This window comes from Halalkalibacter hemicellulosilyticusJCM 9152 (assembly GCF_000513115.1).
GTDB lineage: Bacteria > Bacillota > Bacilli > Bacillales > Bacillaceae_D > Halalkalibacter > Halalkalibacter hemicellulosilyticus.
On record NZ_BAUU01000003.1, the window covers coordinates 40,402 to 61,518 of the forward strand.

Annotated in this window: 24 protein-coding genes, 1 pseudogene and 1 other annotated feature; all 25 genes and pseudogenes read left to right on the forward strand. The window is 37.9% G+C overall.

Going from position 1 to position 21,117, the window contains the following annotated elements; genetic code table 11:
* Positions 1–81: 81 nt before the first annotated feature.
* The 25 genes and pseudogenes from JCM9152_RS02270 (at position 82) to JCM9152_RS02380 (ending at position 21,105) form a co-directional block, all read left to right on the forward strand.
* Entirely contained in the window at positions 82–861 is a 780-nt protein-coding gene (locus tag JCM9152_RS02270; RefSeq protein WP_035340439.1) for a cell division protein FtsQ/DivIB, read from the forward strand.
* Positions 845–1,558, forward strand: coding sequence for a DUF881 domain-containing protein (locus JCM9152_RS02275; protein ID WP_035340441.1), 714 nt, complete (start codon positions 845–847; stop codon positions 1,556–1,558). The genes JCM9152_RS02270 and JCM9152_RS02275 overlap by 17 nt, the downstream gene beginning before the upstream one ends.
* Before the next feature lie 171 nt (positions 1,559–1,729).
* Positions 1,730–2,269, forward strand: coding sequence for a DUF881 domain-containing protein (locus JCM9152_RS02280; protein ID WP_235715599.1), 540 nt, complete (start codon positions 1,730–1,732; stop codon positions 2,267–2,269).
* A gap of 6 nt (positions 2,270–2,275) precedes the next feature.
* Entirely contained in the window at positions 2,276–2,632 is a 357-nt protein-coding gene (locus JCM9152_RS02285; RefSeq protein ID WP_035340714.1) for a small basic family protein, read from the forward strand.
* A gap of 142 nt (positions 2,633–2,774) precedes the next feature.
* Complete coding sequence (gene ftsA / locus JCM9152_RS02290; protein WP_035340444.1) at positions 2,775–4,064, forward strand: cell division protein FtsA; 1,290 nt, start codon at positions 2,775–2,777, stop codon at positions 4,062–4,064.
* Positions 4,065–4,103: 39 nt separating this feature from the next.
* Positions 4,104–5,243 (forward strand): cell division protein FtsZ, encoded by a 1,140-nt coding sequence (gene ftsZ / locus JCM9152_RS02295; protein ID WP_035340445.1) that lies wholly within the window; start codon positions 4,104–4,106, stop codon positions 5,241–5,243.
* A gap of 217 nt (positions 5,244–5,460) precedes the next feature.
* A complete protein-coding gene (gene spoIIGA / locus JCM9152_RS02300) occupies positions 5,461–6,159 on the forward strand; it encodes a sigma-E processing peptidase SpoIIGA (RefSeq protein ID WP_268870708.1) in 699 nt (232 codons plus the stop codon).
* A gap of 17 nt (positions 6,160–6,176) precedes the next feature.
* Positions 6,177–6,389: a sigma-E processing peptidase SpoIIGA gene (locus JCM9152_RS23630; RefSeq protein ID WP_439644186.1), complete on the forward strand. Its 213-nt coding sequence runs from the start codon at positions 6,177–6,179 to the stop codon at positions 6,387–6,389.
* 63 nt (positions 6,390–6,452) lie between these two features.
* Complete coding sequence (gene sigE, locus JCM9152_RS02305) at positions 6,453–7,166, forward strand: RNA polymerase sporulation sigma factor SigE (protein ID WP_035340447.1); 714 nt, start codon at positions 6,453–6,455, stop codon at positions 7,164–7,166.
* A 257-nt stretch (positions 7,167–7,423) separates the two neighbouring features.
* On the forward strand, positions 7,424–8,209 hold the full coding sequence (gene sigG / locus JCM9152_RS02310) for an RNA polymerase sporulation sigma factor SigG (RefSeq protein ID WP_035340449.1): 786 nt from the start codon (positions 7,424–7,426) through the stop codon (positions 8,207–8,209).
* A 321-nt stretch (positions 8,210–8,530) separates the two neighbouring features.
* Positions 8,531–8,794 carry a YlmC/YmxH family sporulation protein gene (locus tag JCM9152_RS02315; RefSeq protein ID WP_035340451.1) on the forward strand — a complete coding sequence of 88 codons (264 nt, stop codon included), beginning with the start codon at positions 8,531–8,533 and terminating at the stop codon, positions 8,792–8,794.
* A 90-nt stretch (positions 8,795–8,884) separates the two neighbouring features.
* Positions 8,885–9,703: a peptidoglycan editing factor PgeF gene (gene pgeF / locus JCM9152_RS02320; protein ID WP_035340453.1), complete on the forward strand. Its 819-nt coding sequence runs from the start codon at positions 8,885–8,887 to the stop codon at positions 9,701–9,703.
* A 19-nt stretch (positions 9,704–9,722) separates the two neighbouring features.
* Positions 9,723–10,403 (forward strand): YggS family pyridoxal phosphate-dependent enzyme, encoded by a 681-nt coding sequence (locus JCM9152_RS02325; RefSeq protein WP_035340717.1) that lies wholly within the window; start codon positions 9,723–9,725, stop codon positions 10,401–10,403.
* Positions 10,404–10,419: 16 nt separating this feature from the next.
* Positions 10,420–10,866 (forward strand): cell division protein SepF, encoded by a 447-nt coding sequence (locus tag JCM9152_RS02330; protein ID WP_035340719.1) that lies wholly within the window; start codon positions 10,420–10,422, stop codon positions 10,864–10,866.
* 21 nt (positions 10,867–10,887) lie between these two features.
* On the forward strand, positions 10,888–11,139 hold the full coding sequence (locus JCM9152_RS02335) for a YggT family protein (RefSeq protein ID WP_035340455.1): 252 nt from the start codon (positions 10,888–10,890) through the stop codon (positions 11,137–11,139).
* 25 nt (positions 11,140–11,164) lie between these two features.
* Positions 11,165–11,938, forward strand: a complete 774-nt coding sequence (locus JCM9152_RS02340; protein WP_035340456.1) for a YlmH family RNA-binding protein — start codon at positions 11,165–11,167, stop codon at positions 11,936–11,938.
* An 83-nt stretch (positions 11,939–12,021) separates the two neighbouring features.
* Positions 12,022–12,522, forward strand: a complete 501-nt coding sequence (locus JCM9152_RS02345; protein ID WP_035340458.1) for a DivIVA domain-containing protein — start codon at positions 12,022–12,024, stop codon at positions 12,520–12,522.
* 60 nt (positions 12,523–12,582) lie between these two features.
* Positions 12,583–12,800 (forward strand) — a binding site (T-box leader).
* Positions 12,801–12,847: 47 nt separating this feature from the next.
* Positions 12,848–15,616: an isoleucine--tRNA ligase gene (ileS, locus tag JCM9152_RS02350; RefSeq protein WP_035340460.1), complete on the forward strand. Its 2,769-nt coding sequence runs from the start codon at positions 12,848–12,850 to the stop codon at positions 15,614–15,616.
* 56 nt (positions 15,617–15,672) lie between these two features.
* Positions 15,673–15,822, forward strand: coding sequence for a hypothetical protein (locus JCM9152_RS22535; RefSeq protein WP_156314973.1), 150 nt, complete (start codon positions 15,673–15,675; stop codon positions 15,820–15,822).
* A complete protein-coding gene (locus JCM9152_RS02355) occupies positions 15,770–16,423 on the forward strand; it encodes a TraR/DksA C4-type zinc finger protein (RefSeq protein ID WP_035340463.1) in 654 nt (217 codons plus the stop codon). Before JCM9152_RS22535 ends, JCM9152_RS02355 begins: the two co-directional genes overlap by 53 nt.
* Positions 16,424–16,552: 129 nt before the next feature.
* Positions 16,553–17,029, forward strand: a complete 477-nt coding sequence (gene lspA / locus JCM9152_RS02360) for a signal peptidase II (protein WP_035340465.1) — start codon at positions 16,553–16,555, stop codon at positions 17,027–17,029.
* Positions 17,029–17,943 (forward strand): RluA family pseudouridine synthase, encoded by a 915-nt coding sequence (locus tag JCM9152_RS02365; protein WP_035340467.1) that lies wholly within the window; start codon positions 17,029–17,031, stop codon positions 17,941–17,943. Before lspA ends, JCM9152_RS02365 begins: the two co-directional genes overlap by 1 nt.
* Before the next feature lie 212 nt (positions 17,944–18,155).
* Positions 18,156–18,692 carry a bifunctional pyr operon transcriptional regulator/uracil phosphoribosyltransferase PyrR gene (gene pyrR, locus JCM9152_RS02370; protein ID WP_035340469.1) on the forward strand — a complete coding sequence of 179 codons (537 nt, stop codon included), beginning with the start codon at positions 18,156–18,158 and terminating at the stop codon, positions 18,690–18,692.
* Positions 18,693–18,731: 39 nt separating this feature from the next.
* Positions 18,732–20,026 (forward strand): annotated as a pseudogene (locus JCM9152_RS02375) (solute carrier family 23 protein).
* Positions 20,027–20,187: 161 nt separating this feature from the next.
* On the forward strand, positions 20,188–21,105 hold the full coding sequence (locus JCM9152_RS02380; RefSeq protein ID WP_081727863.1) for an aspartate carbamoyltransferase catalytic subunit: 918 nt from the start codon (positions 20,188–20,190) through the stop codon (positions 21,103–21,105).
* Positions 21,106–21,117: the final 12 nt, after the last annotated feature.

Consider the following 21,117-nt stretch of genomic DNA (forward strand, 5'->3'; position numbering starts at 1 on the left):
GATGTTAGCTATATTTTTATGCTATAATAAAAAAGATACGGAATGGACGATTTCGTTCAGGGATTAGTAGGAGTGTTGATAATGAGTGATGAGAAAGTAGTGACAATAAACGAAAAAATTCCGACATTGAGAGAACAACGAAAACAGCGTGCGAATCGGCGCTTGCTGTTTTTTTTATCATTCTTTTTTATGTTGCTTTTACTAATTGTTTACTTTCAATCACCAGCAAGCCATGTTAGAGAGGTGACTGTAGAAGGTAACATCCACCTTACTCATGAGGAAGTATTGAATCAAAGTACGATTCAAATTGGGACAAGCATTTGGAACGTAGATGAAGATGAAATAGTTGATAGGTTGAATGAACATATTGAGATATCTTCTGCTTATGTTGAACGTCGTTGGCCCACTACAATCGAAGTGACAATCTCAGAGCATGAACGAGTTGGTTATTTAGTTCACGATGATCGATATTATCCGATATTAGACAATGGGATGAATTTACCTGAGTTGGATCGGTCACAAATACCAGCTGATGCCCCCATATTAGTAGGGTTTACTGAAGGGGCTGATTTATCGGAATTGTCTGCTGAGCTTAGACAAGTACCGAACGCTTTATTGGAGCGCATCTCAGAAATCATTTATTCGCCAACGGAACAGGATGCACAAGCTCTCATTATGTATATGACAGATGGGATTGAGGTACATACAACGATCAATGATTTTCATGAAAAGGTGATTCCATATTTAGCGATAATTAATGATTTAGATACGAGTAAAAAAGGAATTTTGCACTTACAAATGAGCCCGTATTTTGAAGAGTGGGTGTCAGAGGAGGATGAAGAAGATGAAAGTGAAACGTAAGCATCTCATCCTATCCTTTGTGTTAATTGTTACAGGCTTTATTTTAGCGTTGAATTATGAGATGACGAATGAAAGTGTCAGCTTGAGTCCGGGATATGATCGTCAGTGGGAGCGTGAAGATGAACTGCGAAATCAATTAATTCTTGAGCAATCGTCTAATCAAAAGCTACAAGAGGATATGCGTTTTTATCAAGCTCAGCTACGTGAACTAGAAGAACACGTCATGACACTTGATGAAGAAGAAGAAGTTCGTGCAAAAAATTTATTGGAGGATTTAGATCGGCTTCGAAAAATAGTAGGGGATGTAAAAGTGGAAGGTCCTGGTATCGAAGTTTCATTGGAAGATTCAGATTATGTCCCTGATGGTGAGGATCCAAATAATTATATTGTCCACGAATTTCATATTCAGCGTGTTGTTCATGAGTTATTTGTCGCTGGAGCTGAGGCAATTGCTATTAATGGGTATCGCTTAACAAGACAATCTTACATTCAATGTACAGGGCCTGTTATTCGAGTTGATGGTCATGTATCTTCTGCTCCTTTTGTTGTGACAGCGATAGGTGACTCTGATATTTTGGAATCAGCTCTGACATTACCTGGTGGTGTGCATAGCCAATTAGTAAGTGACGAGATAACCGTTCGGATTCAAAAGAAAAATAAAATTGAACTTGATCCTCATTTTACGGAGAGTGGGTGATCAATTGAAAGAAAAATGGGTATTTGCATTTATTACTCTCGTCATTGGATTTATGATTGCCATTCAATTTCAAACGACTAAAGAGCCGGTTATTAGGGACACAAGGATATTAGAGAATTAAGGGCAGAAGTATTATTAGAACAAGAGAAAAGGCAAGAATTAGTACAGGAAATGGAGCAAATTCAATCGTTAATTGAGCAATATGAACAGTCTGTCGATAATTTAGGTGGAGAAGTTACGACGGTAATAGAAAATCAAATTGAGGAAATGAGAGCGGGAGCAGGTTTAACCGAACAAGAAGGCTCTGGTGTTGTTATCACGATTACTTCTTTATATAATGACCAATATTTTGGACAAGATCGCTTCATTCCTTCTCCTGATGTATTCCGTTTTTTGATAAATGAATTAAATATTTATGGTGCTGATGAAATTGCTGTTGGAAATGAACGGATTATAACTACTTCTGCATTTCGAGATGTCAATCAAATGACCTATTTGAACAATCGGCGATTGCCTCCTCTTCCTATAGAAGTGAAGGTGCTTTCAAACGACCCCGAACGTTTACATAATCATATGCTCGTTTCGGCTTCAGTAGATTTTTTTGAAATTGAAGGCTATGAATTATCATTAGAAATGGTCGAAGAAATACAAATTCCTGCGTTTGACCAAACACCTCGGGTGCGTTTTATGGAAGAAGTGAAGGAGGAGTAGTTGGAAATGTGGTTACCGATTGTTGCTTTAATTATAGGGATTGTTATAGGACTTATGACAGATTTTCGCGTGCCTGACGAATACTCAAACTATTTGTCGATTGCTGTGTTAGCTGCATTAGATACTTTATTTGGTGGGATTCGAGCGTATCTTCAAAATACCTTTGATACGAACGTATTTGTATCAGGTTTCTTCTTTAATATTTTATTAGCAGCAGGTTTAGCTTTTCTAGGTGTTCATCTTGGTGTAGACTTATACTTAGCTGCTATATTTGCATTTGGTGTTCGATTGTTTAATAATATTGCCGTTATTCGTCGAATGATATTAACGAAATGGAAAACAAAGCAGGAAACAGATGCCTAAAATGAAGGTAGTTAAATTATTCATAAATATCTAACAGTTCAAAAAGGAGAATATAAATTCTTGTTGAATATGTTTAGTAACTAGTTTAAAAGTAGAAAATGCATTGAAAAGTTCAATAGATTATATAAGGAGGTGCCATAGATTGGACAACAGTGAAATCTACGTTAGTTTAGACATCGGTACATCCAATGTCAGAGTGATAATTGGGGAAATGTCAAATGGTGCAATGAATATAATTGGTATGGGGAAAGTTGCTTCTGAAGGAATAAAGAAAAGCTCCATCGTTGATATTGATGAAACGGTGAAATCAATAAGAAGAGCCATTGAACAAGCTGAGCACATGGTTGGATTAACAATCAATCATGTCATAGTCGGAGTGAATGGGAATCACATTCAATTACAACCGTGTCATGGTGTTGTGGCTGTTTCAAGTCCAGACCGAGAAATTAGTGATGAAGATATTACAAGGGTTATTGATGCTGCACAAGTTGTATCGATCCCACCAGAACGTGAAGTCATAGACGTTATTCCAAAGCAATTTATTGTTGATGGTTTAGACGAAATAAATGATCCACGCGGAATGATAGGTGTTCGCCTTGAAATGGAAGGAACGATCATTACTGGTTCTAAAACGGCTTTACATAATTTATATCGTTGTGTAGAACGAGCAGGATTACAGGTGGCTGGCTTCTGCTTACAATCTCTTGCTTCCGGTTCAGTTGCTATATCAAAAGATGAAAAGAATTTAGGTGTGTGCTTAATAGATATGGGAGGCGGATCGATTACGGTATCGATTTTTGACCAAGGGATATTGCAAGATACGGCTGTCGTTCCTATTGGTGGAGACCATATTACAAATGACATTGCAGTTGGACTACGAACATCGACAGAAGAAGCGGAACGTATTAAAGTTAAATATGGCCACTCGTATATTGATGATGCAGAAGTAGAAGAGCGTTTTACTGTCTCAACGATAGGACAAGCAGACAGTGTGGAGTATACCCAAGAAGATTTAGCGCATATTATCGAACCAAGAGTCGAAGAAATGTTCGAACTAGCTTATCGAGAAATTCATCGAATGGGATACCGTGATTTTCCAGGTGGCTTCGTCTTAACAGGTGGAACCGTTATGATACCTGGTGTGTTGGAACTAGCAAGTGAGCTTTTACCTGGTAGTGTTAGAATGGCAATGCCTGATTATCTTGGGGTGAGAGAGCCTCAATATACGACAGGTGTGGGTCTCATTCAATTTGCCTACAAAAATGTTAAACTACAAGGTAAAGAAATAGCATCAGCTGTTTCAAGCAATACACATACGAATTATGAGCAACCTGTAAAGAAACAAGTCAAACACGAAGTAAAGCGTGAGGAGAATAATAAGCCGAAATCAAAAGGGAAAGTGAAAAACCTTTTTAAAGTGTTCTTTGAATAAGAGAAGAGCGGGCATATTGTACAAATAGGAGGATCTTACATGTTAGAGTTTGAGATGGATATGGATCAATTAGCACAAATAAAAGTCATTGGAGTTGGCGGTGGCGGAAGTAATGCGGTCAATCGTATGATTGAAAATGGTTTAAAAGGTGTAGAATTTATTGCTGTAAATACTGATGCGCAGGCATTACACTTATCGCAAGCAGAAACAAAACTTCAGTTAGGTGGTAAGCTAACTAGAGGGCTTGGTGCAGGGGCAAACCCTGAGATTGGTAAAAAGGCCGCAGAGGAAAGTAAAGAGCAGTTAGAAGAAGTATTAGCAGGGGCTGATATGGTCTTCATTACTGCTGGAATGGGCGGTGGAACAGGAACGGGAGCCGCTCCAGTTATTGCCGAAGTTGCGAAGGAATTAGGAGCTTTAACAGTTGGTGTTGTGACTCGTCCTTTTACATTTGAAGGCCGTAAGCGTTCAACGCATGCAGCTTCAGGGATTCAAGCATTGAAGGAAAAGGTTGATACATTAATTGTCATACCGAACGACCGACTGCTTGAAATTGTTGATAAAAATACGCCTATGTTGGAAGCATTTAGAGAAGCTGATAATGTACTTCGTCAAGGTGTTCAAGGTATTTCAGATTTAATTGCTGTTCCAGGTTTAATCAATTTAGATTTCGCTGATGTGAAAACCATTATGAGTGATAAAGGATCGGCATTGATGGGGATTGGAATTGCAACGGGTGAAAGTAGAGCTAGTGAAGCTGCTAAAAAGGCTATATCAAGTCCATTGCTTGAAACGTCTGTTGATGGAGCTCAAGGGGTGTTGATGAATATTACAGGGGGCTCTAATTTGTCACTGTATGAAGTGCATGAAGCGGCAGAGATCGTATCAGCTGCATCTGATCCAGAAGTAAATATGATCTTTGGGTCTGTTATAAACGAGAACTTAAAGGATGAGATTGTTGTAACGGTTATTGCTACTGGATTTGAAGAAAATGACCAACCTGCTTCAACAAGAACACTGTCACAAAAACCTTTAAAAAACAATACGGTTAAACAGACGAAGGAAGAGGGAGTATCTGAACCAAGAGGAACTCAGCAAGCTAAAAGTGAGCCAACAGAAGCAACTGATACGTTAGATATACCTACATTTTTACGAAATCGTCGAAATCGAAATCGATAAGTTAAAAGATATGAAGCACATGCCAGTTTGGTTATGTGCTTTTTTGTTTTTCTTAATGATTAGTTGATTGTATTTCCCACATCATTTTCTCTAAGTGACAACTGACAAATTGATTGAAAATCTCTTAAAAATAGTACGTGAAGTCTGTCATGAATTGACAGACTTCGTAATAGACTAGATGTATACTAGGCTTAAATTATTGGATGTGAGGGTTTTTATGACCATCTATCTAGACTTAATTTGGATTTTAAACCTATGTATCGACTACCTCCTTATTGCCTTAACGTATTTACTGTTGAAACGACCGTTTCATCATGTTCGAATGATTGGTGCTGCTCTTTTTGCATCACTCATTGTCTTGTTTTTATTTACACCATATGGACATATTGTATATGAACCATGGTTCAAGGCTATCTATTCTATATTGATTGTGGTAATAGCATTTGGTTATAAACGATTACGTTATTTTATCCAAGTGCTTTGCATGTTTTACTTTGTAACGTTCATGACAGGAGGTGGTTTATTTGCATTGCATTTCTTCTGGCAAACGGAGTCAGATTTAGTTGATGGCCTATTAAATGTGAACAAAGGATATGGGAGTGGGATAAGTTGGCTATTTGTTTGTATTGGCTTCCCACTTATATGGTACTTTTCAAAACAACGTTTCCAGGAGATCGAATTTAGGCAAATTCAAGCCAATCAATTAATAGATGTTCAAGTTGTAATAGGTAATAAGAGTATTACTTCAAAAGGGTTAATTGATACGGGAAACCAATTGGTGGAACCCCTCTCTAAACGTCCAGTTATTATAATGGAAGCAAGTTTATTCTATGAGTCTTTTTCAAAGGAATACATTGATCAACTTTTACAATTTCATGAATTATCGATGAAATCTAATGAACAATCAAGCTATTAGATGATCGCCTTACGATCATTCCATATCGCGTTGTAGGTCAATCATCCCCCTTCTTAACGGGAATTCGACCAGATTACATAAAGCTCTATGAGGAAGGAGGAGTGATTCAAACTTCTAAGGTATTGATTGCTATTCAAGATAAGGAACTTTCATCAGATCATTCGTTTACAAGTATTATTCACCCAGCACTGTTACAAAAGGGAATGAGCACAGAAGCAATGTCGTCATGAGTGAACATCCTTAGCGAATGATTTATTTGTATAATCCATGTAATTTAAGGTAGGGGGCATAATATGCTGAAACTGAAAATGAAATTACTTTGGTACAAATTAATGTATCGAATGGGTATGAAGCCAGACGAAATTTACTACATAGGTGGTAGTGAAGCATTACCTCCGCCATTAACGAAGGAAGAAGAGGCAGTCCTTCTAAAAAAGTTACCAACAGGTGATAAAGCGGTTCGCTCGATGTTAATAGAAAGAAACTTAAGATTAGTTGTTTATATTGCAAGGAAATTTGAGAATACGGGTATTAATATCGAGGATTTAATTAGTATTGGAACGATTGGGCTTATTAAAGCGGTTAATACGTTTAATCCGGAAAAAAAGATCAAATTGGCGACATATGCTTCTCGTTGTATCGAGAATGAAATATTAATGTATTTAAGGCGTAATAATAAAACACGTTCGGAAGTATCATTTGATGAACCATTGAATATTGACTGGGATGGCAATGAATTATTACTTTCAGATGTATTAGGAACGGAAGAAGATATTATTACAAGAGGAATTGAAGAAAAAGTTGATCGTAAATTGTTAGTGAAGGCACTACACACTTTAAATGAAAGAGAAAAACAAATTATGGAGTTACGATTTGGACTAGCTGGAGATGAAGAAAAAACACAAAAAGATGTAGCTGATATGCTCGGAATATCTCAATCATATATATCCCGACTTGAAAAAAGAATCATTAAACGATTACAAAAAGAGTTCAATAAAATGGTTTAAAAGAGCCGTAAAGGATTTTTTAGAGAATCTGGAATTTGTGCGTTTGCGTTCGGGGATAACGACCGACTAAAATTCTTTTAATAGGACCTCCGCCTTTTTCAAACGTTTCTTAAAAATTTTTTTCTTTTGAATAAGTCGTGTTATGACGTGCACGAGTCTGATTTTTGTGAGGTTATCCACAAAAGGCTCGTGCATATTTTTTCCTACGCAGGAGATACTTTTCTTAGACATCATCTCCCGCGATAGGAGGGAAAGAATTGACACGAAATAAAGTTGAAATATGTGGTGTAGATACGTCAAAGTTACCTGTTCTGAAAAATGCAGAAATGCGTGAATTGTTTCAGCGTTTGCAAAATGGAGAAACAAGTGCTAGGGAAACGTTAGTGAATGGCAACTTAAGGCTTGTATTGAGTGTGATCCAACGCTTTAATAATCGCGGAGAGTATGTGGATGATCTCTTTCAAGTCGGTTGTATTGGTTTAATGAAGTCGATTGATAATTTCGATTTAAGTCAAAATGTTAAATTCTCTACATATGCAGTGCCAATGATTATTGGTGAAATTAGACGCTATTTACGCGACAATAATCCAATACGCGTCTCTCGTTCATTACGAGACATAGCGTATAAAGCTTTGCAAGTACGTGATCAATTAATGGCGGAGAAGAAAAGGGAAAAGGAACCAACTGTACAAGAGATTGCAAAAGTTCTAGATGTACCAAAAGAAGATGTCGTCTTTGCACTTGATGCGATACAAGATCCGGTCTCTTTGTTTGAACCAATTTATAATGACGGTGGTGACCCAATCTTTGTAATGGATCAAATTAGTGATGAGAGGAATCGAGATGTTAATTGGGTGGAGGAAATTGCTTTAAAGGAAGCAATGGTACGTTTGAATGAACGTGAAAAGATGATTTTAAACATGAGGTTCTTTCAAGGAAAGACCCAAATGGAAGTTGCAGATGAAATTGGGATTTCTCAAGCGCAAGTTTCGCGTTTAGAAAAGGCAGCTATTCAACATATGAATAAGCATGCTCAAGTATAGTACTTAAAATGAATATGTATGAGTTTGTGAAACCTCAAAAGGACTGAAAGTAGTCCTTTTGAGGTTTTATTGTAAAATCAAAATTTATAAGCCGATTCATAAAAGGACATCGGCTTCGTTCGTTAATACGTTGGAACTGAGGGGAAACCACATTCAGATCGACTAAATCTTTTGTAACGATTACGCTACAATAAAGAAAAGACTGATGTATAGTTTTTTATGATTTTAAATAAGGGTTTGTTCGAGAACTAACATATTTCATTAACCTGATTGCATATATAGTGTTAGGAGATTAATTTCATAGTGAGGAGCAGTGAAAACATGAAAATATCTGAACTACAAGCGAAGGACATCGTGAACATGGAAAATGGGAAACGGTTAGGACAATTGACAGATATAGAAATTGATCTACAATCAGGTCAAATTAAAGCACTCGTCATTAGTGGCACAGGTAGAGTAATGAGTATGTTCGGAAAGGAAGTTGAAGAAATCATTATTCCATGGAAAAACATTATTCGTATTGGTTCAGATGTGATTTTAGTTGAATTGCAATCAAAATTTAATATGCAACAACAAGTAAAGTAGGAAAACATGAGAAAGATGTTTCGCGTTTTTTCTTACCTATGATAGAATATAAATAATCGTCTTATTCGTTAAAGGTAAGGAGAGGGTCATATGGAGCCTTTTGAACAAGGAACGGAACGATATTTAAAGTTATCACATTGGGAAAAACAATATCCTTCCTTAGTTGCAGGTTTTACGACAAGAAACGGTGGAATGAGTGCCTCTCCATTTAGTAGCTTAAATATGGGGTTTCATGTTCAGGATGATCCAGAGATCGTTACTAAAAATCGTCAATTGCTTGCTAATGATCTTTCCTTTCCTCTTGCTCAGTGGGTTGGAACTGAACAAGTTCATCGCTCAAAAATTATTCGAGTCTCTCATGAGCATAAAGGAATGGGTTCGCAAGATTTACGATCAGCTATTCGTGAAACAGATGGAATCTATACGAAAGAGCGAAATGTGTTATTAACTAGTTTATATGCCGATTGTGTTCCGATTTATTTTTATGCACCAAAAGCTACATGCATCGGTTTAGCTCATGCCGGATGGCGTGGAACAGTAGATCAGATTGGTCCTAAGATGATTAGACGATGGGCAGAACATGAATCCATTCCAAAAGAAGATATTTTAATTGTCATAGGACCTTCGATTAGTAGAAGACATTATGAAGTAAGTGATATAGTTATAAAAGCAATAGATGGTTGTTTTGAACGGTCTTTTGATAAATCTTTGCTATATGAACAAATTTCAGATGATCATTATCTTTTAGATCTACAAACAGTAAACAAATATCTTTTTATTAACGAAGGAATTCAGCCTTCACAAATAACGGTATCATCTTTATGTACAGTATCCGATGAGCGGTTATTTTCACATCGCGCTGAGGATGGGAAGACTGGCAGGTTAATGAGTTTCATCGGAATGAGGTAGTTTGGAAGGTGAACATGGAATGACAGTTGAAGAAAATGTTAAAAGCATAAATATTGAAGTGAAGGAAATTTGTCAAAAGGTTGGACGGGATGTGTCCGATATACATATTATAGCTGTTACGAAGTATGTTTCAATTGAAACAGCACAAGCGGCTCTTCACACAGGACTTCAACATATAGGTGAAAATCGTGTAGACGGAGCACTTACTAAATGGGAAGCTCTTCAGCCTCAAGGGATATGGCATTTCATTGGAACATTGCAATCTCGAAAGGCTAAAGATATTGTCGGGAAATACGAATATCTGCATTCTCTTGAAAGAGTGTCGCTTGCGAAAGAGTTGGACAAGCGTATGCCAAGTGGAAGGAAGATGAAATGTTTCGTACAAGTGAATGTGTCTGGTGAAGAATCAAAATCAGGTATACACCCTTCTGAAGTGGAAGCGTTTATTGAAACGTTAGTTGAATATAAGGGGATAGAAGTCATAGGCTTAATGACGATGGCCCCTTTCTATGATGACCCAGAACAAACTCGACCTATTTTTCGAAAATTGAGAGAACTTCGTGACCAAATACGACAAAGAAAGTGGTCTCATGCTCCATGCCATGAATTATCAATGGGAATGTCGAATGATTATAAAGTAGCTCTAGAGGAAGGAGCGACATTTATTCGGATTGGTACTGCATTAGTTGGAAAAGAATGAAAAAGGAGAGGTTACTGTGGGAATGAAATCGAAATTCAAACGCTTTTTTGAACTTGATGATCATTATGAAGAAGTAGAAGAAATGACCGAGCCTCTGCAAGAGGAAATAGAAACTCCACAGCGTAGGTCGCGTTCTAATCAGATGAAGTCACAACAAAATCAACAAAATGTTGTTAGTTTACAAAGTGTTCAAAAGGGTGCAAAAATGATTTTATTAGAACCGAGGACGTATGATGAGGCACAAGAAATTGCTGATCATCTGAAGAATCGTAAAGCTGTCATTATTAATTTGCAACGAATCTCTCACGATCAAGCAAAACGAATTGTGGATTTTTTAAGTGGAACTGTTTATGCGATTGGGGGAGACATTCAAAAAGTTGGAACGCATATCTTCTTATGTACACCAGATAACGTTGATGTAACTGGGTCGATAACGGAGATGATTCAAGAGCAATTTGAATGATGAAAAGGTGGTGAGTTTTAGATGAGTGGCATTGGCAGTTTATTAATATTGTTATTAACGATTTATTCTTATATGGTCATTGCATATATTTTAATGTCTTGGTTTCCAAATGCACGTGAGTCATCAATAGGACAAATGATAGGTCAGTTAGTTGAACCTTTCTTGGAGCCTTTTCGTAAAATTATTCCGCCATTAGGAATGATTGATATTTCTCCGATTGTCGCAATTCTTGCGTTACACTTTGCGAGAATGGGGATTGCAGCTATTTTTTAAATGAGCTGATGGAAGTGGTGACTTCATGAATATTTATCAACATTTTAGAGAAAGTGAATGGACATTTGTTGATCAAGTATTAGAATGGCAACAAGATGTGAAATTACGTTATCGAGAAAGGCTAACTGATTTTCTTGATCCGAGACAACAAGAGATTTTACAAAGTGTCATCGGTCAGGACGACGAGGTAAACCTCTCTTTTCTGGGAGGTTCTCCTTATTCTGAGAGAAAACGTGCAATTGTTGCACCTTCTTATATCCAGACTAGTGAAGGGGATTTTAAGCTTTCATTATGTAGCATTCGATACCCGTCTAAATTTGTTTCTCTTGAGCATCGTGATGTATTAGGGGCATTAATGAATGTCGGTCTTAAGCGTGAGAAGTTCGGGGATATCGTGGTTGGTGACGGCTATGTACAAGTGATTATTGCCAAGGAAATAGAAGATTTTGTCATTGCCAATGTCAAAACGATTGGAAAGGCGTCGGTTTCACTCGAACGAAGACCTATATCTGAACATGAGAAACAAGAGGAAGTTTGGGACGAACAAACAACGACGATTTCTTCCCTTCGACTAGATGCCGTTTTGGCTCAATTATATAAACTATCTCGTTCTAAAGTACTTCCAATTATTGAAAAAGGACTTGTTAAAGTGAATTTTAAAACAATTGATCAGCAGTCTTTTCTGTTAGAGGCAGGTGACCAATTGTCAGTAAGAGGATTTGGTCGATCCAAGCTTATAAAAGTTGAAGGAAGAACGAAGAAGGATAAGTATAGGCTTCGTTTTGGTCGACTTTCATAATATAATGAGGTAAAAGGATTTTCGAAATAAATGTCGAATAAAGTTAAATAGACGAAGTAAGCAACTAACTAGGAGGTGGCGTAATGCCTTTAACGCCTTTAGATATTCATAATAAGGAATTCACTAGAGGATTTCGTGGATATGATGAAGATGAAGTAAATGAATTTTTGGATCAAGTTATTAAGGATTATGAGGCTGTATTGCGGGAGAAGAAGGATTTATTTGAGCAAGTGACAACTCTTGAAGAGAAGCTTGGTCATTTTCAAGATATGGAAGAAACACTTAATAAATCGATCTTAATTGCTCAAGAAACGGCTGAGGAAGTAAGAAGAAATGCCCAAAAAGAAGCACAATTAATTGTGAAAGAAGCAGAAAAAAATGCTGATCGGATTATAAATGATGCATTGTCTAAATCCCGCAAAGTGATGATGGATATGGAAGAGCTAAAAAAGCAAGCGTCTGTATATAAGATGCGTTTTAAAATGCTAATTGAAGCGCAGCTTGAAATGCTGCAAACTGAGGATTGGAAAGAAATGACTGCGACCGTTGATGATGAAGAAGAAGAGACTAGTTATACTGAATAATAACTTGATCTTCAGTCATGTCTGTCTTATAATTATTTCATTCGTTTAAACAAAATAAAGGTAAACACAACGATAAGGAAGAGTACAGTATGTCTCATGTACGTAGCGATTCAGGGATGGTGAAAGCCTGATTACATAGCATATTGGAAAATCACCCTTTAGTATTGCGCTGAACGTTTTAGTAAGCTGCAACGCCTCATTCACGTTAAGAATGCTTGAGTGGAAAGGGTTTACCTTTTCATGAGGGTGGTACCACGGGTTAACTTCTCGTCCCTTTTCTAGGGGTGAGAAGTTTTTTGATTTTCAAAATTAAGGAGTTGAAAAAATGGAATACAAAGAAACATTGCTCATGCCAAAAACGGCATTCCCAATGAGGGGGAATTTACCGAATCGTGAACCAGAACGTCAAAGTATTTGGAATGAACAAAACATTTATGAGAAGGTGCAGGAGCGTACGAAAGATCGACCTTTATTTGTCTTACATGATGGTCCTCCATATGCAAATGGTGATATTCATATGGGCCATGCACTAAATAAAATCTTGAAAGATTTCATCGTACGTTATAAATCAATGAGTGGCTTTCATGCCCCGTACGTACCAGGTTGGGATACACATGGACTTCCAATTGAGACGGCGCTAACGAAAAATGGAAAAGTGAAGCGTAAGGAGATGAGTGTAGCTCAATTTAGAAAACTTTGTGAAGAGTACGCACTTAAGCAAATTGCTCGTCAGCGTGAACAATTTATGCGTTTAGGTGTTCGTGGAGATTGGTGGAACCCTTATATTACGCTTGATAAAGGGTATGAAGCTCAACAAATAAAAGTGTTCGGTGATATGGCGAAGAAAGGGTACATTTATAAAGGGAAGAAGCCTGTTTACTGGTCACCTTCTTCAGAATCAGCTCTAGCTGAAGCAGAAATTGAATACCACGATAAACGTTCACCTTCAATTTATGTTGCCTTTTCTGTAAAAGAAGGAAAGGACGTCTTAGCTGGTGATGAAAAAATCATTATTTGGACAACGACACCTTGGACGATTCCTGCTAACTTAGGGATCGCTGTACATCCTGATTTAACTTATGTCGTTGTATTAGTAAATCAGCAAAAATATGTTGTTGCCGAAGGATTGCTTGAAACGCTAGCAAATGAATTTGAATGGGAGCAATATGAGGTAATCAAAACAATGAAAGGCTCCCAGCTAGAAAACGTCGTTGCCGAACATCCGATTTATAAACGTGACTCACTCGTCATCTGTGGAGAGCATGTCACATTGGATGCTGGTACTGGTTGTGTTCATACAGCTCCAGGACACGGGGAAGAGGATTACATTGTGGGACAAAAGTATGGGTTAGATATCCTTTGCCCAGTAGATGACAAAGGTTATATGACTGACGAAGCTCCTGGTTTTGAAGGCTTATTCTATGATGAAGCGAATAAACCGATTACGCAAAAATTAGATGAGCTTGGGGCTTTAATGAAATTAACGTTTATTACACATTCATATGCACATGATTGGAGAACGAAGAAGCCGGTTATTTATCGTGCAACGGCTCAATGGTTTGCTTCAATTGAACAATTCCGTGATCAACTGTTAAAAGCCATCGAAGACGTGGAGTGGATCCCGAAGTGGGGCGAAACTCGTTTATTTAATATGGTACGTGATCGTGGTGACTGGTGTATATCTCGTCAACGTGCTTGGGGTGTACCAATTCCTGTTTTTTACGGGGAAGATGGAGAGCCAATTATTACGGATGAGACAATTGATCATATCGTCAATTTATTTAGAGAGCATGGTTCAAATGTTTGGTTTGAATGGGATACGGAACAACTTTTACCGGATGGATTCACGTCTTCTCATAGTCCAAATGGAACATTCACTCGTGAAATGGATATTATGGATGTTTGGTTTGATTCTGGTTCTTCTCATCAGGCTGTGCTTGAGGAACGTAAAGAGCTTGATCGACCTGCCGATTTGTACTTGGAAGGCTCTGACCAATACCGAGGCTGGTTCAACTCATCGCTTTCAACGGCTGTAGCAGTGACAGGGAAAGCACCTTATAAAGGCGTTTTAAGTCACGGTTTTACACTTGATGGAGAAGGTCGTAAAATGAGTAAATCAATTGGAAATGTGGTCATTCCGAATGATGTCATGAAGCAGCTTGGGGCTGATATTTTACGCTTATGGGTAGCGTCTGTTGATTATCAAGCTGATGTACGTGTTTCAGATAAAATATTAAAGCAAGTATCTGAGTCCTATCGAAAAATTCGAAATACTTTCCGGTTTTTACTAGGGAATTTACATGATTTTAATCCAAATGAGCATCGTGTTGAAACCGAGAAACTTAAAGAAGTTGATCTATTTATGCTCGTTAAACTGAACAATGTGATTAAAAAGGTAACAGAGTCATACGAACATTATCAGTTCTCGACGGTTTACCACACTATTCATAATTTCTGTACCATTGAATTAAGTTCATTTTACATGGATATGGCAAAGGATACGTTATATATTGAACATGCTAATCATCCATCACGAAGAGCGATTCAAACAGTAATGTATGAAGTGCTGATCACATTAACAAAGCTTGTTTCACCAATTTTGTCACATACAGCTGATGAAGTATGGGAACACATACCTAGTGTCGAAGAAGAAAGTGTTCAATTAACAGATATGCCTCAAGTACAAGCATTTCATGAAGTAGAGGAACTCGAAAAAAAATGGAATCAATTTATGGCAATACGTGATGAAGTTCTAAAAGCGTTAGAGCAAGCTCGAAATGAAAAGAAAATAGGGAAATCATTAACAGCTGCTATTACGTTATATGTAAGTGGTTCTGTCAGTGAATTGTTACGTTCAATTGAGAACCTCGATAAGCTCTTTATTGTTTCGAATGTGACGATTGCTGGAGAACTAAATGAAGCACCAAGCACGGCGACGACTTTTGAGCAATTAGCGATTTCGGTTGAGCAAGCTGAAGGTGAAACGTGTGAACGTTGTTGGGTTGTATCGACGACAGTAGGTGCTTCTGCTGAGCATCCAACCTTATGCTCTTCTTGTGCTGAAACGGTGAAAACGTACTACACAAAAGAATAAATATTTTAGGAACGGCTAGCATCATGCTAGTCGTTTTTTTGGTGTGTAAATATAACATGTTAAATCTTACTTGGCTATCGTTACGGTCATTGGTGAAACTATACAATGACGTCATTACGTTTGATGTCAATGTAACAACTGGGGGAATCGATCATGGACTATACTTCTTTAAAGCAACAATTGCTGCAGCGAAAGCAAAAGGTTGAGGCACGAATGAAAGAAAGCTTCTCTGATGAAGAGAAAGAGTCTCTTTCTTATTCGACTGGTGAGTTATCACAATATGATAATCATCCTGCTGACACTGCTACCGATTTGTATGAAAGAGAAAAGGATGCAGCATTAATGGAGCAGCTCGAGCATGAGCATGAGGAAATTGAGCATGCCCTAGCTAAATTCGATAAAGGAACGTATGGGATTTGTGAGGAGACAGGAAAGGAAATCCCTTATGAACGTCTTGAAGCACAACCGACTGCGAGAACGGTTATAGAAAAGGGAGAGAAGGGAATGATGGATTCTTCTCATCCAGCTGAAGAGGATGTGCTTCAAGGATTCAATACCTTTAATTTTGACCACTTGTCGAAGGAAACGGAATTTGATGCAGAAGATTCCTATCAAGCTGTTGCATCATTTAATGAGAATTCGATGATCTTTGAAGACTCTTCATTCATGGATCAAGATGAATTAATTGGCTATGTTGAAGAAATTGAAGGGTTTCTTTCGACTGGTATCGAGGGGTATTCAGGAGCGGAAAATGTCCAGTTTCAACGAAATGTTCATTATGACCATTATTTAAATGGACAAAATTAGATAGAAAGCAGGCAACAAAGGGCACAAAAAGGTAAAAACCAAACTTTTTCAGTGCCCTTCCTGCTTGTCGCTTGGCGGTATGATATAATTAACTAAAGTTAACCATTTTATTGTAGTGGAGGGGTAGGTTTGAACGTATTAAAATATTATGCTTTAACACTCGCGATCATTTTATTGGATCAGATAACGAAATGGATCGTTGTGAAAGAAATGGTAGTCGGTGAACGGATCAGATTAATTGAAAATGTCCTTTATTTCACATCCCATCGTAACCAGGGGGCGGCATTTGGCATTTTAGAAGGTCAAATGTGGTTCTTTTATATCGTGACAATTGTGGTTGTCATTGGAATTGTTTATTATATGAAAAAAGAAGGTTCTAAAAGCGTTATGATAGGCATTTCACTCGGGTTCATTCTTGGGGGGGCACTTGGAAATTTTATCGATCGTGTATTTCGAGGAGAAGTTGTTGACTTTATTGATACATACATATTTGGTTATAACTTTGCGATTTTTAATGTTGCTGATTCTGCCCTCTGTGTAGGTGTTGGAATTCTCTTTGTCAAAATGATTGCGGATGAATGGAAACAGAAAAAGGAGAGAACGTAATGGAGCAGCATGAATGGAATGTGACAGCTGAAGAACATGGAGAACGAATTGACAAGGTGTTAACAGTATATGAAACAGAATGGTCTCGAACTCAAGTTCAGCAATGGATTAACCATGAACATATTAAGGTAAATGGGAAGCCAGTAAAAAGAAACTATAAAGTATCAACAAATGATCATATTACATTAACGATTCCTGAGCCTGAAGAATTAGAAGTCGTTGCTGAGAATATACCTATTGAAGTTGTCTATGAAGATGAAGATGTGATTGTCGTGAATAAACCTAGAGGAATGGTTGTACATCCAGCTCCTGGTCATCGATCTGGAACGTTAGTTAATGCCCTTATGTATCATTGCCAAGACTTATCAGGCATTAATGGGGTCATTAGACCTGGAATTGTTCATCGAATTGATAAAGATACTTCAGGGCTTTTAATGGTCGCAAAAAATGACCATGCACACGAGTCATTAGTCAATCAATTGAAGAAGAAAACAACAAAACGTATATATAAAGCGATTGTTCATGGCGTTATTCCACATCATCATGGTACGATTGATGCTCCGATTGGCCGTGATTATACAGATCGGCAAAAGATGACCGTCACTGAGAAAAATAGTAAAGATGCTGTTACTCATTTTACAGTTTTAGAGACGTTTAAAAATTTCTCATATGTCCAATGTGAGTTGGAAACGGGGAGAACTCACCAAATTCGTGTACATATGAAATATATTGGCTACCCATTAGCGGGTGATCCCAAATATGGTCCGAAACGTAAATCACTACAAATAAATGGTCAAGCGCTTCATGCAGAAATTCTTGGATTTACCCACCCTCGTACTGGGGAAGATCTATTATTTGAAGTTCCTATTCCTGCAGATATGAGTCAACAATTAACGTTTCTGCGGTCGCAATAGTCGAAAAAAGTCGTTGACATTTTAACACAACTCGTTCATACTATGATTAATTAAATAAGTCCTTTAACATCAGTCCCGTGAGGCTGAGAAGGAAGTCGGAAACAAACGGTAGGTATTATACTATGCTTAATTTGCCTACGTATGTTTGCAAAGCCCTCTCATGCCTATATGCGGTATGAGAGTTTTTTGTATGTATATAAAAGGAGGCCAATATGTCACGTATCATTTTAGATGAACAGGCAATTAGAAGAGCCATCACTCGAATCGCACATGAGATCATTGAACGTAACAAAGGTGTCGAAAATTGTGTCTTAATTGGCATTAAAACGAGGGGGATTTATATCGCGAACCGTCTAGCTGAGAGAATTGAACAAATCGAAGGTGTTTCGGTTCCGGTTGGTGAAGTTGATATTACACTATATCGTGATGATTTAACAAAGAAATCGCCTACAGAAGAGCCGATTTTACAAGGCACGAACATAAATGTTGATATTAGTAATCGAAAAGTAATTCTAATTGATGATGTTCTATATACGGGTAGAACTGTTCGTGCAGCTCTCGATGCATTAGTTGATTTAGGAAGGCCTGCACAAATCCAATTGGCCGTTTTAATTGACCGTGGTCACCGGGAATTACCGATTCGGCCAGATTATGTTGGAAAGAATGTACCAACGTCGAAAAGTGAAATCATCGCAGCAAAATTAAACGAAATTGATGATGTAGATGAAGTGACGATTGATCATAAATAAAATAGTGATTGCAGAGAAGAGACAGTAGGGGGATAGACAATGGCATCAAATCATGAAATTGGAATTCAGGAGAAACCAAGGTTAGATAAATGGATCGTATTAAGTATCCAACATTTATTTGCCATGTTTGGAGCGACGATTTTAGTTCCATTTTTAGTCGATCTAAGTCCATCAGTCGCATTGCTTTCAAGTGGTCTTGGAACAATTGCGTATTTACTCATAACTAGAGGCCAAGTTCCTGCTTACTTAGGATCATCCTTCGCTTTTATTGCACCGATCATTTCAGCTACGGCAATTGGTGGTCCAGAAGGGGCAATGGTTGGGAGCTTTTTTGCTGGGATCGTATACGGGATTGTTGCATTAGTCATTAAAGCCATTGGAGTAAAATGGATTATGAATATACTACCTCCAATAGTTGTTGGACCAGTCATTATGGTCATTGGATTAGGCTAGCAGGTGTTGCCGTTGATATGGCGATGAATGACCAAGGAACCGGTGAATATAATGGAACATTCTTATTTGTAGCACTTGTTTCTCTTGGGATAACCGTTCTAGCGTCGATTTTCTTCAAAGGATTCTTTAGTTTAGTACCTATTTTGTTCGGGATTGTTGGCGGGTATATCACATCATTGATTGTAGGAATTGTTGATTTTACTCCTGTTAGAAAGGCAGATTTCATTTCTGCACCTGAGCTGCTCGTTCCGTTTGTCACGTATACACCTAGTTTAAGTTGGACGATCTTGTTCATTATGGTTCCGATTGCTGTCGTAACGATTTCTGAGCATATTGGAGATCAGATGGTACTTAGTAAGGTCGTCGGTCGAAACTTTATTAAGAAGCCAGGTTTACACCGCTCATTATTAGGGGATGGAGTAGCAACTATTATTGCTTCGTTAATTGGTGGTCCACCTAATACAACTTACGGTGAGAACATTGGGGTTCTAGCGATTACGAGAGTGTTTAGTGTGTTTGTCATTGCAGGTGCTGCAGTCATTGCTATTTTCCTATCGTTTATTGGTACGTTTGCGGCGTTTATTGAATCGATTCCAACAGCAGTTATGGGGGGCGTATCGATCTTATTGTTTGGTGTCATTGCATCTTCTGGTTTAAGAATGTTAATTGATAATAAGATTAATATTGGAGAGAAGCGCAACTTAATTATTTCTTCCATTATACTAGTTGTCGGAATTGGTGGAGCTGTCATTCAAGTAAATGAACATATCGAAATTCCAGGTATGGCTTTAGCAGCAATTATTGGTATTATCCTGCATCAAGTATTACCAAATAAAGAAGTTAGCTATGGAAAGAAATCGATGTTTGAGACAGATGAATAGAAGATCCTTTTAAAAGAAGTACAGAGAGACTTCAAAAGGGGTTGTTTTGAAGAGGGGACTCCCTCTTTCATTTCTAATACCCTGAGAAGCTCACTCTCAGGGTATTTTTTTACGGAAAAGCTTGAACACTAGGTAAGAATTTTAAAAAGGGGATGATGAGTATGATGACTGCAATGGAGTTGCAACAAAGAGGAGACCTTTTAACGTTAGATAACATGTCTACAACGGAAATTTTACAACTGCTAGGAGAAGCTGAACAATTTGCTACAGGTTATGAGTGGACAGCGAATCAACAAGCTGTCGTTGCGAATTTATTCTTTGAGCCTAGTACGCGAACGCGTTATAGCTTTGAAGTTGCACAAAAACTTCTCGGGTTGCATGTCTTATCCTTTAGTGAAGAGTCATCAAGCGTTCAAAAGGGAGAGTCTTTGTTAGATACGGTGAAAACTTTTGAGTCAATTGGTGCTAATGTCTTAGTCATTCGTCATCCAGAAAATGAATATTACGAACAAATTAAAGACCATTTATCCATTCCGATTGTAAATGGAGGTGATGGTAGTGGACATCACCCAACACAGTCATTACTTGACATGCTAACAATCCAGCAAGAATTTGGAACATTCGCAGGCTTAAATATTGTTATAACAGGTGATTTACGACATAGTCGAGTGGCTCGTTCTAATGCTGCTGCGCTCACTCGCTTAGGAGCAAATGTGAAAGTGGCTGGGCCGATTGATTGGATGGAGGGCTATACTCATTTATATGAGCATGTCGACTTTGATACGTATCTACCACAAGCAGATGTTGTAATGCTTCTAAGAATTCAGCACGAGCGTCATGATCAATCGATGTCTTATTCGAAAGAGGAGTATCATCGTCAATATGGGTTGTCATTAGCTCGTGAGAGTCATTTAAAGCAACATGCAATTATTCTTCATCCAGGACCTGTAAACCGTGGTGTTGAACTAGCAGATGAATTAGTAGAGGGCAAGCATTCCCGAATTTTTAAACAAATGAAGAATGGAGTTGCTGTTCGAAAAGCTGTTATGAAACGTGCGATTCTAAACCAATCATTGTAGGGGGAAAACGAG

What these genes read in the sequence shown, in the direction of transcription:
- JCM9152_RS02365 (WP_035340467.1), top strand. Translation starts at nt 17,029, where the DNA reads ATGGAGCAGCATGAATGGAATGTGACAGCTGAAGAACATGGAGAACGA.
- JCM9152_RS02380 (WP_081727863.1), top strand. Translation starts at nt 20,188, where the DNA reads ATGATGACTGCAATGGAGTTGCAACAAAGAGGAGACCTTTTAACGTTA.
- pgeF (WP_035340453.1), top strand. Translation starts at nt 8,885, where the DNA reads ATGGAGCCTTTTGAACAAGGAACGGAACGATATTTAAAGTTATCACAT.
- JCM9152_RS02285 (WP_035340714.1), top strand. Translation starts at nt 2,276, where the DNA reads ATGTGGTTACCGATTGTTGCTTTAATTATAGGGATTGTTATAGGACTT.
- JCM9152_RS02345 (WP_035340458.1), top strand. Translation starts at nt 12,022, where the DNA reads ATGCCTTTAACGCCTTTAGATATTCATAATAAGGAATTCACTAGAGGA.
- JCM9152_RS02340 (WP_035340456.1), top strand. Translation starts at nt 11,165, where the DNA reads ATGAATATTTATCAACATTTTAGAGAAAGTGAATGGACATTTGTTGAT.
- ileS (WP_035340460.1), top strand. Translation starts at nt 12,848, where the DNA reads ATGGAATACAAAGAAACATTGCTCATGCCAAAAACGGCATTCCCAATG.
- JCM9152_RS02280 (WP_235715599.1), top strand. Translation starts at nt 1,730, where the DNA reads ATGGAGCAAATTCAATCGTTAATTGAGCAATATGAACAGTCTGTCGAT.
- JCM9152_RS02275 (WP_035340441.1), top strand. Translation starts at nt 845, where the DNA reads ATGAAAGTGAAACGTAAGCATCTCATCCTATCCTTTGTGTTAATTGTT.
- sigE (WP_035340447.1), top strand. Translation starts at nt 6,453, where the DNA reads ATGCTGAAACTGAAAATGAAATTACTTTGGTACAAATTAATGTATCGA.
- JCM9152_RS02335 (WP_035340455.1), top strand. Translation starts at nt 10,888, where the DNA reads ATGAGTGGCATTGGCAGTTTATTAATATTGTTATTAACGATTTATTCT.
- pyrR (WP_035340469.1), top strand. Translation starts at nt 18,156, where the DNA reads ATGTCACGTATCATTTTAGATGAACAGGCAATTAGAAGAGCCATCACT.
- spoIIGA (WP_268870708.1), top strand. Translation starts at nt 5,461, where the DNA reads ATGACCATCTATCTAGACTTAATTTGGATTTTAAACCTATGTATCGAC.
- JCM9152_RS22535 (WP_156314973.1), top strand. Translation starts at nt 15,673, where the DNA reads ATGTTAAATCTTACTTGGCTATCGTTACGGTCATTGGTGAAACTATAC.
- ftsZ (WP_035340445.1), top strand. Translation starts at nt 4,104, where the DNA reads ATGTTAGAGTTTGAGATGGATATGGATCAATTAGCACAAATAAAAGTC.
- JCM9152_RS02315 (WP_035340451.1), top strand. Translation starts at nt 8,531, where the DNA reads ATGAAAATATCTGAACTACAAGCGAAGGACATCGTGAACATGGAAAAT.
- JCM9152_RS02355 (WP_035340463.1), top strand. Translation starts at nt 15,770, where the DNA reads ATGGACTATACTTCTTTAAAGCAACAATTGCTGCAGCGAAAGCAAAAG.
- JCM9152_RS02325 (WP_035340717.1), top strand. Translation starts at nt 9,723, where the DNA reads ATGACAGTTGAAGAAAATGTTAAAAGCATAAATATTGAAGTGAAGGAA.
- JCM9152_RS02270 (WP_035340439.1), top strand. Translation starts at nt 82, where the DNA reads ATGAGTGATGAGAAAGTAGTGACAATAAACGAAAAAATTCCGACATTG.